A 13,564-nucleotide genomic window follows, 5' to 3' on the forward strand; every position below is an offset into this window, starting at 1 on the left:
AAAATATCCTGTGAGTTACATATATGATGACTCTTCTAAAATAAATCGTTCATCCTGAATAGAATCAAAAAATCCTTTTAATATTTGGTCCCTATTTTTTACATCCGAATGTATATTTCTAAATACCTCAGATATTGATTCTTGAATTTCTTTCTTAGATAGTATTTGTACATTGGTGGATGGGCGAAAATAAAGATCCATCGGAAATCCACCTTGTTTTGTCGGAAACTCATATGGAAAGTTCAATCTTTGAGCCCCTAACCTTTCATAAAAATTGACTCTTCTTAATTGGTTTTTCCTTATGCTTCCTTTAGCCTCAATTGGGACTTCCACTTCCTGAAAAATGCCTAATAAATTGTCCTTTGATTGAGCAATTTTCTTAATAAAATGTGTTCCATAGCCTTGATTCTGGAAGCTTTTATCAACGGCAATATAATCTAGCCAAATGGCATTTAAATATTCCAATTCATAGATAAAGGCATATCCTACTATGCGATGAATCATTTGGTCTTTTGCTAATATTAGCTTGTATTTTTTACTATAAATTAGGCTTTTTAGATGGTGATATTCCTTTAGCTCCTCTGATGCAAAGTCATTAGACATTTGTTCATATACATCTTTGAAATCATGAATATCTCCTTCTATTAATTCTAGTTTATTATAATTTTCCTTTGATGCTAATGAACGATTTGATTTCGAAAACTTTTTCACTATCATTTATTTGCGCCTCAATAAAGATTTTTATTGTTTTGTTAAATATTCTACTTTATGTTTTACATGTATTTCCGAATTATTGAACAACATTTAATATTTTAATAAAAACACCAACCATTTTCAAACAAAATTAATCAGAAGAAGAATCTATATATTCATGCATATTCCAACTGCCAAATATCACAATAGAATAAGGAGGTATGATTTATGACAAATGAGACTATAATCGAGGAGCTTAACACTTTATTAAGAGGGAGCTACATGGGAATCCGCTCCCTTGAACACTATATTTCAGAAGTAAATGACGAGGAACTAAAAAAAACCTTTCAGCAAATGCAAAAGGAACATAAAAGGAATGCACAAATCCTAGCAGAACGAATTCAAAATTTAGGAGGAATTCCCGCAGACGATGAGGGTTTTTCTGGATCCATACATAGTTTTATGCATAAATTCATGATACCTAAAGAAAATGAGAAAATAATTGAAGACGCGATAGAAGGTATGATGAAATTTGGCGTTCACTATTCCGATGAGCTTATTAAAGGAGATTTAGACCCAGAAAGTAAGCGCATTGCTGATGAAATTATAGATGACAGTAGAAGACATGCAGAACTACTAAAGCAGTACCTTCACTAGGATACGATAAGAAAAATCCTTCTTGCCAATGTTCTTGAAAAAAAGAAGCAGAATTCCATGCTTCTGCTTCTATCTTATTTAATTAATGCAGGCGGAGATTATTCCTCAAAATAGGCAAGATCAGCAAAAACTTTTTACTTAATCCCTACTCGGCTTAACACCACCGAAACTATTTGCTGGATTAATTCATTTTCTATTCACTCCAACTAAAACCTCTAAATCAATGGTAATTTCAGAGTTTCCACGATGAAGGAATGTTTCAATATCTTCTTTTTCTGCGGACCATGAAAGTGGTGTCATCTTAACTAAATTAATCAATTGCTCTTTATTAAGCTTTTGAGAGTAACTCAAACTAAAGTTGTCTAGTAAATGGAAATGACTTTTAAAAAGAGTAACGATTTTATCATTTTTATAGACCTTATTTTCAGAGCTTTTCACAAAGTTTTCTCTTAGCTCCTTCAAATAATTTGAACGGGGAACTACCTTAATTATTAACCCATCTTGAACTAATATCCTTTTAAATTCCTTGTAATTTGAAGGAGACAATATGTTAAGAATGACATGAAAGACTTCCGCTTCAAATGGTGATTTAGCCAGATCACCTACAATCCAAATAGGATCCTCGTATCTCTTTGCCGCTTCGACAATTCCTTCCTTAGAGATATCAATGCCGACCCCAGTCACATTCAAATCCTTACCATTATCAACTATCCTTTGTAAATGTGATCCTTCTCCACATCCTAAATCTGCAATCATCAATGGGGAGATTGAATCATTCATATGCTCTTTTATTATCTTTAAAATTGCCTCATGTAGAGGGGTATATAAATGTGTATCTATGATAGTTTTATGTCTCGCTTCGAACAATTCCTTATTATAATGAGTCTTTGAAGGGTGAGTCATCATGTTAATATAACCCTGTTTTGCGATATCGAATGTATGATCATTCACACATTTGAGGCTCTTAAGATCCTCCACCCGCATAGCCGTCTCACAGAATGGACACTTAAATATTGATATGACCTCACTAAGAAGTTCTGCACTTTTTGTTTTTTTAGTCATCTTGTCTCTTCCTTTCAATTAAAAAAATCACAAGCAACTGCAAGTGATTTGAGTAAAGGGAATTAGGCCCCTGCTTTTATGAAAAATGAAGATTATTAAAAAATGACAGATTTATCCTGTTTACTCCGTATACACAAACAGAGACTTTGAACATATGAAATTAATTATTCAAAGTTGGAAACGAAGTCTCATGGCATTTGTCATTTTTTAATAATCCTCCTACCATTTTTTCATAATTATTATTATAAAAAAACTTATAAATAAAGTCAAAACCCCTTGCCAACGAGCGCAATTTCTTTATAAAAGGCTATCCGAATATCTATAAGTAAGGTCTCTAACATGATTTAGGATATATTTTTATTCTTGCATAAATAAATAGCCCAGAGCAATTGCTCTGAGCCTATTGTGATAAAGATATCTTTAATTTACACCATAGCCAAAAGGTGGCCTGAAATTTTCATTCAAAAAGTTAACTGAGGACTGCCTCTTTTTCACATAGACCTAGTGTTTTAGCTGTATCAATATGAACCTTTTCCAGAAGCTCTGGATTTTCCGTAAGAGACTCGCCATAAGAAGGAATCATTTCTTTTATTTTCAATTCCCAATCCTTCATGTGTTGCGGGAAGCATTTTTTAATGACCTCGAGCATAACGTGAACAGCCGTGGAAGCACCAGGTGAAGCACCTAGTAGGGCAGCAATCGAACCATCAGATGCAGTAATGACTTCCGTACCAAATTGGAGTGTTCCTTTTCCGCCCTCTTCTGTATCTTTGATAACCTGCACACGTTGACCAGCTACTACCATATCCCAGTCTTCAAGTTGGGCAGTTGGAATAAACTCCCGTAGTTCTTCCATGCGCTTTTCATTCGATAACAGAACTTGTTGAATTAAGTATTTTGTCAAGGCCATCTCTTTTACCCCTGCAGCCAACATAGTTAATACGTTATTTGGCTTGACGGAAGCTACTAAATCAAACATTGAGCCTGTTTTTAAGAACTTTGGTGAGAAACCAGCAAATGGTCCAAACAATAATGTTTTTTTATTGTTGATATATCTTGTATCAAGATGCGGAACAGACATTGGTGGAGCACCAACCTTAGCTTTACCGTATACTTTTGCATGATGCTGCTCGACAACCTCCGGATTGTTACATACCATAAATAGTCCGCTTACTGGGAATCCTCCAATATGTTTTGACTCAGGTATACCGGTTTTTTGTAATAAAGGTAGACTTCCACCCCCACCACCGATAAATACAAATTTAGCCGTATGGTACTCCATTTTACCCTCATCGATATTATGAACTTTCACTTCCCATAAGCCATCACTAGATCGTTTAATATCCTCAACACTATGCTTGTAATTAATCTCTACATTTTTATTCTTTAAGTGGTCAAACAACATTCTGGTTAAAGCGCCAAAATTGACATCCGTTCCAGAGTCAATTTTTGTTGCCGCAATCGGTTCATTCGATAAACGGCCTTCTATCATTAGCGGAACCCATTCCTTCAGTTTTTCAGGGTCATCAGAATATTCCATCCCTTTAAATAGGGGACTTTTTGTTAGCGCTTCAAAACGTTTTTTCAAGAAAGCTACATTTTCATCACCTTCAACGAAACTCATATGAGGCAATGGCATAATAAAATCATGTGGATCACTGATCAGTTTACTGTTTACAAGATAGGACCAAAACTGTCTTGAAAGTTGAAACTGTTCATTAATTTTAATTGCTTTACTAATATCTATAGATCCATCAGATTTTTCGGATGTATAGTTTAGTTCGCACAATGCAGAATGACCCGTTCCGGCATTATTCCATTCGTTGGAGCTTTCCTCTCCAACATTTTCGAGTTTCTCAAAGACTTTGATTTCCCAATCTGGCGCTAACTCTTTCAGTATTGATCCCAAAGTCGCGCTCATGACCCCGGCACCAATCAAAATAACGTCTGTTTTTTTCTGTATGTTGCTCATTATAACCTTCCTCATCCCCCATATTGGCAAAAAAGATATACACACTCCTGCTATGGTGACCCCTAAATAGCAAAAAGCAACAAATGAACACATCTTTTCTGTCTCAATTATGACTATTTCATAGTCTATTATAATTATTTATAGATTAAAATATCTACTATTATTTAATAATTATAAATTATTTAAAAGTTTATAGAAAGAGTGATTACAAAAAAATCCTTCGAAACACGAATAATACTACACAAGCCCAGAAGATACAAATGGCAAATACCTTACACTTGAGCCCCCCTCTGATTTTTTTCTCATTAACTTTTCAAAGGTTCTATGAACAATATATATCACCAAATGGTTTATGAATCAAATATTATTTTATAAAATTCTAATTTTTATGATATTAACATAATTAAATAGTATAGCAAATTGTTGAATAGATGGAAAAAGAATGAGTCGATTTTGACTTTTCCTTTTGATAATTATGAAGAGAAAGGCCCAAACATTCCTTTACAGATTGCTCAAAAAAAACAATCATAGACTCTATACTCATCTCCATCATACAGAACCATGGGAAATGGACCGTTAACTCGTACTGCGAGATTATCCCTATCTAAGTATCGTGGATATATTGGAATTACTACGGATAGTTGCTAATTCCACAATCAACGACTCTAGAACATGATTTCTTGATAAGGTTTCGTGCTCTGTTTTCTTTGTTAAACATTACATTATCCCATAATGCGAAATTGCCAGAAAACGAATGTATTTACCCTAATTCTTATTAAAATATGTAAAATATGAATATAAGAAATAAAGGCAACTAAACTTTTTTCTTCAATTTTACAAATAGGTGATGAAATGTGAAATTAATAAATGTATTCATAACATTGAGTGTCGTTCTACTATTTATATCGGGTTGTAGTTTGCAAGAACCAAAAGAAAAAAATACGGTAAAAGATATTCAAAGGCACAGCGTATTTAATTTAGATCCGGAATCAATAAATGACTTAGACAAAGGAGTTTTAAGAGGAACACCTTTAAAACTGGATAGGGATTTGAAGATGAGCGATATTGAAAAAGTATGGGGCAAACCAAATAAACATCGTGACCTGGAAGACCAACAATTCTATGGATATACGATTAAAAATCAATCTTTTTATATCTATGAGGATGAAATGAACGAAATTTCTATGATAGAAGTTGATCTTAATTATTCAAAAGATGAGATATTGAAATTAATGGGGAAACCGACAAAACCTGGACATATTTTTATTTACGAGAAGGAAAATCATGTAATTCAATTTGAGAAATTTAATGATAAATGGAGACTCATTTTAAGATACTAATAAAAGTGTTCACCTCAACCGATATAGTAAAAATATCATATTACTCTACACTCCCTTAATTCAAAATAAGATATGGAGCACATCATAAAAATAAACGACCAAAACAAAAAGGATTGCGTGTTCAGTCATAAAGACCAAACTCACAAATCCTTTTTATACCGCAGAAAGAAGCGGATTTTAGTTTTTAATTGATACCGGTGGTCGGGGTCGAAAAAGCTTAATAGATATTGAGTTTAAAAGGTTTAGTGAGAGTGATGCGTAAAATTTGTGTAAAATAATTTGTTTGTGTAAATTCATGAGAGGACGGGAGAAAATCTTTCTTCTAGCTTTCCCATTATAATTAACATAAATTATAATAACTGTTCTTCTAAATTCCCGACACTTTCTAAATCAGCATAATACTGTTTTATAGCCATCTCCATACATACTTTTCTATTATCACTAGTTCTTTGTGACATGTAATGCTTATTGTAATATAGTGTGAAGTCAAATACTGTTCCGAATAATATCGAACATGCTTCACTCCAAACTTTGATATCAATTGGTGGTATATCTAGATCATGACTTTTAATATAATACTCATTTATTTCTTGAATAAAGGGTGCCATTTGTTTGACAAGCTTAACTTCGGTTAGTATACCATTTTTGTACTCATTAAATAAACTGATTACATTCTCAGCCAAAGTTACTAAATGCGATAAAAGTTCCTTAGTCTTAATTATTAACTCATTTTTGTTTCCTAAATTATTCTGATTAAAAATCTTTAGATGCTCATAGTAACTATGTACATTAAAATGGGTCCCACCTAATATAAAAGTATTTCTGTTATTAACTTTATACCACCAAGCTTTGTCTTGTTTGTCATCCACCCAAGTAGTATGACAAATAAAATTACTACTTATCATATCATTTTCATCCCGACCAAAGTAAACCCAAATAATATTTGCTATTTTGCCCGTCCATTTGTCTTTAGATTTCTTATTGTTATACACCTCCACATTCTTAACCACATTAATTATTTCATTATAAATTTTATTAATTTCTTCAAATGAAAAAGGCTCCTTTAAAATTACTTCTGTAGCGTATCTCTTTGCTTGCCCAGTATGAAGTGGTTTAACTTTATAGATTATATACTTATCAGACTTAAGGTAAACATTTTTTGAATAGAATGGCTGAAACTCTTGTACTTTAAAATAAATTGTACCACCCATATTAGCTCTAAAAATTGGATGTTGTTTTCCATATGTACTTTTTTTATTCCATACATCCAAATATAACGATACTAGTCTTTGTATATCATTTAATGATACTTTTCCATCTCTTATTAATAGTCTATCCTGAAGAGCATCACATAAAAAGCTTGTAAATAGACTTGTAGGTTTATCTGGATGTCCAAATGAGACTTCTTCGGATTTACTAGATGCTAAAACTGCGTAACCTTCCCCTTGAAACTCAGAGACCGTTTTTTCTATATTTAGAGACGACGTTCCATCAATAGAAAAGTTCCCTGAGTGACAACAATCTAAAATAATGATCTTACTCTTGATTGGAATATCTTTAAGGTTTCTAATAATCTTTTGAGTGCTTAAAAGTCCATCACTAAAAACAAGATAGTGTTGGTTATCCTTTAATGTGGTTCCATGTCCTGAAAAATAAAAAATTAGTGTATCATCCTTATTTGTTGCTCGCGTGACCATTTCTGAAAAAGCTTTTTCAAAGTCATTTTTCGTTAATTCACCTAAGTTCCCACACGTTATTATATCGGAGTAGTCTAATTTCAAACCATTAAGTAAAGCATTCTCCATTATAGTAATGTCATTCATACAAAAAGGTAAATCATTAGCACCAGAAAGATAATAATTACTAACTCCTACAATTAGCGCCTTAACATTTGACATATTAACTCCCCTTGTATTTTGTGTCACTCCCAACCATTAAGGAGCTTTCACAGTAAATTCATTCAACACTTCCCCTTCTTTCACTACATAAATATTCAACTTATCCAAAACATCATGTAAATCCTCTAAGTCCCTATCACTCAATTTGAAAAAAGGGTCTGATGTTAATACTATATACCGTTCCTCCCCATTAAATCTTTCACTCGAAAAGTCAATTAGTCCTAGATTATCGTATTGTTTTACATTAAGTCGACCATTTTCTTTTTCATAATTGACCACAGCATCATAATAATCAGAGGCAATAACTCTTATACTCTCCCCAATTAGATTTACTTCCAATGATAGTACTTTTCTAGGTGGCTTCATAGACACATTCTTTTGGCGATTTATTAAACCTAATCTTTCTTCCTTTTTCATATCTAAATCAATTAATTTAGCATTCATTTGATTGATTAGCGCACTGTTTCTATTATCGATATTTTCTTGTTGATACGTTTCCAATTTCCCTAAAGTATCCCGATATTGCTGGTTAAATGATTTTTCTAAGAAAGAGTGCATTTTATTTAACTGCTTTTCTCTATTTGACAATACCTCTTGCCTAATTGTAATAGCTTGTTTTAGTATCTCGCTTCCGCATTCATTTTGGCCTTGGTCTTGAACAGTAAAGTCATGATCTATGAAATCATTCATAAATACCCAATTGGAATTCAATGTAATTATTTCACCAGATTCACGTTTAGCCAAATGAATAAAATGTTTATCTATATCTTTTCCTGTTCCATCGGTGATAGTAATTTCATATATCTCAATATGGAGTTTTTCAGGTAGGTTTGCATTTAATATATAATGCTTCCAAGATCTACCTTCCAATTCTTTCTTCATTAATTGTAAACCAATATGGAATAGTGGATGAATGTCTGATATTAATGGAACACCCTCAGACACTGCATAAATAGAATTAGTAAAGCGATAACTTTGTACTTGTTCTTCCTGCAGCTCTGGCATTTGCTCCCGTATAAATTTAGGTAAACGTTCAATGCGCATTATTTTTTCATCTTTTGATTTATTAATACGAACTCGCTTCTTTTCTAATATATATGATGTAAAATCAGTGTATGATCGCTTAGGTATCATTTCGACTAACCAATCATTTTTTTGTCGCTTCAGCTCAGATAAATCAATTTTATCTTCTACCATTCTTTCTTCTTCAATTAGCTTCAGTAATTTTTTATTTTCTTCAGATAAAGTCTTATCCATTTTTTCGATAACTTCATCTAATTTTTCTCGATTTAAAATGGCATCTTCCATTAAATTTGCAAGGCTATCATACTCGTCTTCTAAAATTTCGCCAATAAAATCATAAACTAAGTCGGAGCCTAAGTCAGTTCTCATTTTTTCCATTTTCTCAAGCAATCGTACCATTACACTACCTTCACGGGTATTCTTAGCTACTAAATTAAATATAAACACTTCATTTTTTTGACCAATTCTATGAATTCTACCCATTCGTTGTTCCAATTTATTTGGATTCCACGGAATATCGTAATTGATCATTTGATTGCAGAATTGCAAATTTATGGACTCTCCACCAGCATCCGTTGCTAGCATTATTTGACATTCATTACGAAACATCTCAACTTGTTGCCGACGCTTGTCCATTGAGAAACTACCAACAATTTTTGAAACCTGTGGTACCCGCTTTAATAGTTTTCCTTCAAGGTAATTCAAAGTATCTACTGATTCAGTAAAGATAATAATTTTTTCATTATGTTGAAGAATTCCATTGATTCCGAATAATGTTTCCTCGAGCTCTTCGTATTTTCTTTCTATTGTGTATAGTTTAATGTGCTCTGCTTGTTTAATTAACCCCTGTAAAACAAGAATTTCTTTCTTCAATTCCTTAATATCAACTACATCTATCGACTGTTCTAATTGAACATTTAATTGTTCTTGCTGCTCATTACTCTCCTCTAAATAATTGTCCGTATCTAACTTCTTGATTTTATTTAGATACCTTGTCCGTTCCTTATCGGTTTGTTTATACAATTTAACTAGGCGGTTATACCTTCTTCGTAAGGATAAATAGATTGCCTCTATTGACGAACTAAGTCTTCTTTGTAATAACATCATGGCAAATGCGGTACTTTGGCTACCATTATTTATTGCTCGATTAAAGTAATGAGTTACATATACCGTTACTGAATCGTATAATTCTAATTCTTCATCTGTTAGCTGAAATTGAATCGTCTTTGATGTGCGTTTTGGAAAAATTGGCGTTCCATCAAAATTGTTGAGATTTTCCTTTAAACGTCTTATGATATATGGATTAGCTTTTTCCTGGATGCGCTCATTCATACTTTTACTCGAAAAGACGTCTTCATCAATTAATTTCATCAAATGCCTGAAATTTTCCGTATCCCCTTTATGTGGTGTAGCGGTTAATAACAGACAATGTTCCGATTTTCTTAATATTGCTTCTCCCAACTGATAGAGCTTTGTTCGAAATACTTTTTTCGTAGCAGTCCCTTGTGTATAAGCAGACATTTTATGCGCTTCATCAATAATGACTAAATCAAAGCTAACTTCTTGAATAAGTGCTCTTACATCATCACGTATAGCCCAATACATCGAAGCCAAACAGAATGAATTTTCCGCAAAAGGGTTTCTCCCTCCATATTCATTTACAACATTCCGGTTGATAATATGAAAATGTAGACCGAATTTCTGATTCAATTCTTCCTGCCACTGTTTTAGGACAAGCGGAGGGACAAGAATAAGAATACGATCGACAGTAATCCGTGCTTTTAACTCCTTCATAAGCATACCTGCCATGATTGTCTTACCGGCACCTGGATCATCTGCTAGTAAGAATCTGGTCTGTGGTACTTGAAGCATTCTACCATATACTGCTTCTATTTGGTGTGGCAGTGGTAATAGATTTTCATTACCTAATGCTTTTGTTTTAGAAAACTTCATTTCATTTTGAAGAAGCAAGTATTGAATATATTTTTGTACATCAGAGGCCTGGATATTATCATTTTCTTTATTATTAAGTTGTTGGAAGGTATTTATTTTTTCTTGTTCAATCATTAATTCATAAAATTGATTTGTATCTTTTCCAATTGCCTCCAAGATATAAAAACCTTCAACATGCTCACAATATTTGATTTCTACAACCTCTGGAAAGTAAGTGCTTGATATGATATCACCTTTATTAAACATGTCATGCCCCCATTACTAAAAAAACCTTATTCTACAATGAATAAGGTTTTTATATTGCATTTTTTTCAATTACCAATTCTTTTACTCCTTGGCGATGAAAAGAAAATATCTTTCTTTCCCGTAACTCTGTAATATTTAATTCACAGTAGAATGGAAAAAATAACTGATGATTCTCTATTAAATCAACGTGCAGTGAATCACTTTCCATAACAAATAATATAACCTGCACAAGAAATGATTGGATTAGTGGATTCGTAATTACAATCTTTTCGCCTTTTGTATAGCTATGTCTCCCTACTGGTTGAATAACATTCCAAGCTTTCATGCTCATTAACACTGCACTGGTTGCAACCTCAACACGTCTGCGGTCACCGTACGCTTCTTTCATCCGCTTGCCAATTGCTTTACTAGAAACTTCATCTTGTAATTGGAATAAACGCCCAAATTCATTAGCAACATCTTTAAAAAAGGGATAAGCTACCATCGTTAAACCCCAATGTACAAAAAGCCTTTCTTCATTGGTTAATTGGCTAAATTCACCTAGAACTTCATCTCGAATTGGTATCAATTCCGCATCAATTAGATACCATATTTTCATCAACATCGTAATGGCATTCTTTCTTGATTTTGCACCTGTAATATCATCACGTAAATATCCGTCCAAGATTGTATACATCTCTTTACGTGAATACTTTTTAGTTTGATTAGCTGTATAATCCAGGTGATTTAGCAAAACCTTTTGATCAAATCCAATTGGTTTACTCACCCAATCCACTTCCTTTATTCTTTAGTACCTTTACAAAAGGAACAATTACTTCTTCTATACTAATTCCACCATGTGTTACAATTGATTGATTTTTAGGGACAAAAGCTTGACCATATCCAGCAAGTAAAACATGATAATTTTCAGGTAATCCAATACTAGGCCATTTTTGTACGGACAGTTTAGATGCAGCATCTTCATATAACGTCATATCATTATATATTCGTACTCGCTCTCCTTTTTGTTCAACAAGTACACCTTCTGACACGCGACCAATTCCAGTTGCATTGGTGTTTCCATGATCAGATGTAAGGTATACGGAATAACCTGCATCTACTAAATCCGACAGAAAATTGACAAGATAGTTTGTTTCTAACCATAATGCAAGATTTGAAGAAATACTCTTTTCTCCTAATACTGCATGGTGTGTTAACTGATCAATCACGTCGATAACTGCCCCAAATACCTTCGAGGACTTTCTAGTTAGACCCTGGATTGTATGTTTATCATAATCTTCGTTCCCAAGACCTTTCTGATAGGTAACATATTGTTTTAGGACACCATGATTTTCCCAAAATGATTTCCAAAGTCTTTCTTCCGCTGTTGTTGTTTGAATCGAATTGCTAAAGGTTAAAGGAACGTTACCTGAGAAGATTGCTTGACGAGACACAGATGTTAGAGTTGGAACCCACGCGAAGACTTGTTGTTCTTCACATAAAAAACCTCTATCTTTCAAATACTTCTGAACCACCCGCCATTGTACAAAATTCATCCCATCAAGAACTAACAACGCTACTTTTTCATCGCCTTGTCTTTCCTTACTAATAACATGTGGAAGATGATGAACAAGTTTTGGTTTTGGATAAGGTGGCAAACTGGTCAATGTGTGGTACTGATTTACGATCCACCCCATGAATTTTTCGTTTACATCTTTCATAGTTTTTTCAATTATAGTCTTATTGATGTCACTTTTCATGGAAACTAGCTTAAATTCTGCAATTAAACCATTTATATGGAACCAATCTTTATATTGTGTGGCACTTGATAAACAATCTAATAATTTATCACGTAAATAGTTTAATTGATTCTCAACAGTCTCTTTATTAGATGCTTCCTCAATTCCTATTCGCATCCAATCAGGAATATCATCTGGTATTAATACTTCTTTTACCTTAGTTATCTGCCCTTCAAGGAATAAATCATTCATTAACCTTCTTACATCATGATTAGCCATCGGATTACTTTCATATACATCAGTTGAATCATTAATTTGTCCTTTTTTCACTTGAAGGTATTGTTTAACATAATTATCCCATCTTTGACCTAGATAATGATAAAAGAAAGTTCGTGATCGAATCAACTTTTTTAATGACAAGCCCGTAAAAGCGGAATAACCTTTCCACTTTCCATAAAGATACTCTTGAACTACATTGGGCAGCTCTTTTGATTGATAATGTATAGACAATAAAGTCTTATATAAATCAGATTCACTATCTATCATGTCATAAGGTATTTTATATACGAATTTAATAATATACTCTAATGTTTCTCTCTCAGATGGAGTGCCTTGATACTGTTCATGAACAGTATACAAGGCATCAAATTCGTCCCTATCCATTTGTCGGATAATATTTAATGAGAACTGAGGAAATAAAGTTTGCAAACTAACCCTAACACTCAATGCTTTTCTTTGAAATTCGTATGGAAATACAACATCCTCATTCACATAAATCACTAATTTACGTTCAGAATGATTAGTGCGATACTTTTGCTCATACAGATAACGAAATGTAATACTATCTTCAAATCTTACCGTATCAAAACCAAGTGATTGCAATTCTTTTAAGACAAATTCATCGTTTAATAAATGATCGTTATCAAGCACCAATATTAGTGATGCTTGTTGAAAATGGATTTTATCAATAATTTGCTTTCGCCATCCATGCATCATCTTTTT

General features: G+C 33.0%; 9 protein-coding genes. 2 read left to right on the forward strand and 7 right to left on the reverse strand.

Annotation, left to right across the window (positions count from 1 at the left end; translation table 11 throughout):
• Positions 1–15 precede the first annotated feature (15 nt).
• A complete protein-coding gene (locus BQ6100_RS08675; protein WP_075981291.1) occupies positions 16–717 on the reverse strand; it encodes a GNAT family N-acetyltransferase in 702 nt (233 codons plus the stop codon).
• A gap of 204 nt (positions 718–921) precedes the next feature.
• Between BQ6100_RS08675 and BQ6100_RS08680 the strand changes: the two genes are divergently transcribed.
• Positions 922–1,350 (forward strand): DUF2383 domain-containing protein, encoded by a 429-nt coding sequence (locus tag BQ6100_RS08680; RefSeq protein ID WP_075981292.1) that lies wholly within the window; start codon positions 922–924, stop codon positions 1,348–1,350.
• Positions 1,351–1,536: 186 nt separating this feature from the next.
• On the opposite strand, the gene BQ6100_RS08685 is transcribed toward BQ6100_RS08680, so the two are convergent.
• Positions 1,537–2,412 carry a putative RNA methyltransferase gene (locus BQ6100_RS08685; protein ID WP_075981293.1) on the reverse strand — a complete coding sequence of 292 codons (876 nt, stop codon included), beginning with the start codon at positions 2,410–2,412 and terminating at the stop codon, positions 1,537–1,539.
• A gap of 469 nt (positions 2,413–2,881) precedes the next feature.
• Complete coding sequence (locus BQ6100_RS08690; protein ID WP_075981294.1) at positions 2,882–4,384, reverse strand: malate:quinone oxidoreductase; 1,503 nt, start codon at positions 4,382–4,384, stop codon at positions 2,882–2,884.
• Positions 4,385–5,238: 854 nt separating this feature from the next.
• Here BQ6100_RS08690 and BQ6100_RS08695 point away from each other — a divergent pair.
• A complete protein-coding gene (locus BQ6100_RS08695; protein ID WP_075981295.1) occupies positions 5,239–5,724 on the forward strand; it encodes a hypothetical protein in 486 nt (161 codons plus the stop codon).
• A gap of 350 nt (positions 5,725–6,074) precedes the next feature.
• Here the strand turns inward: BQ6100_RS08695 and BQ6100_RS08700 are convergent, their stop codons facing one another.
• The 4 genes from BQ6100_RS08700 to pglZ are packed head-to-tail and all read right to left on the reverse strand — an operon-like array spanning position 6,075 to position 13,558.
• Positions 6,075–7,622 carry a caspase family protein gene (locus tag BQ6100_RS08700; protein WP_075981296.1) on the reverse strand — a complete coding sequence of 516 codons (1,548 nt, stop codon included), beginning with the start codon at positions 7,620–7,622 and terminating at the stop codon, positions 6,075–6,077.
• A 36-nt stretch (positions 7,623–7,658) separates the two neighbouring features.
• The gene (locus BQ6100_RS08705) at positions 7,659–10,844 is read right to left on the reverse strand and encodes a DEAD/DEAH box helicase (protein ID WP_075981297.1); all 3,186 of its coding nucleotides are present in this window, start codon (positions 10,842–10,844) and stop codon (positions 7,659–7,661) included.
• Between the two features lie 49 nt (positions 10,845–10,893).
• Positions 10,894–11,610: a hypothetical protein gene (locus BQ6100_RS08710; protein ID WP_075981298.1), complete on the reverse strand. Its 717-nt coding sequence runs from the start codon at positions 11,608–11,610 to the stop codon at positions 10,894–10,896.
• Positions 11,603–13,558 carry a BREX-3 system phosphatase PglZ gene (gene pglZ / locus BQ6100_RS08715; RefSeq protein WP_235816581.1) on the reverse strand — a complete coding sequence of 652 codons (1,956 nt, stop codon included), beginning with the start codon at positions 13,556–13,558 and terminating at the stop codon, positions 11,603–11,605. The genes BQ6100_RS08710 and pglZ overlap by 8 nt, the downstream gene beginning before the upstream one ends.
• Between the last annotated feature and the right edge of the window lie 6 nt (positions 13,559–13,564).

The sequence above is a fragment of the Bacillus massilinigeriensis genome (assembly GCF_900117315.1).
In the GTDB taxonomy this organism is placed as follows: Bacteria; Bacillota; Bacilli; order Bacillales; family Cytobacillaceae; genus Bacillus_BE; species Bacillus_BE massilionigeriensis.

Excerpts from the sequence above, each read along its gene's own strand:
- BQ6100_RS08675 (WP_075981291.1), bottom strand. The coding sequence starts at position 717 with ATGATAGTGAAAAAGTTTTCGAAATCAAATCGTTCATTAGCATCAAAG.
- BQ6100_RS08680 (WP_075981292.1), top strand. The coding sequence starts at position 922 with ATGACAAATGAGACTATAATCGAGGAGCTTAACACTTTATTAAGAGGG.
- BQ6100_RS08685 (WP_075981293.1), bottom strand. The coding sequence starts at position 2,412 with ATGACTAAAAAAACAAAAAGTGCAGAACTTCTTAGTGAGGTCATATCA.
- BQ6100_RS08690 (WP_075981294.1), bottom strand. The coding sequence starts at position 4,384 with ATGAGCAACATACAGAAAAAAACAGACGTTATTTTGATTGGTGCCGGG.
- BQ6100_RS08700 (WP_075981296.1), bottom strand. The coding sequence starts at position 7,622 with ATGTCAAATGTTAAGGCGCTAATTGTAGGAGTTAGTAATTATTATCTT.
- BQ6100_RS08705 (WP_075981297.1), bottom strand. The coding sequence starts at position 10,844 with ATGTTTAATAAAGGTGATATCATATCAAGCACTTACTTTCCAGAGGTT.
- pglZ (WP_235816581.1), bottom strand. The coding sequence starts at position 13,558 with ATGATGCATGGATGGCGAAAGCAAATTATTGATAAAATCCATTTTCAA.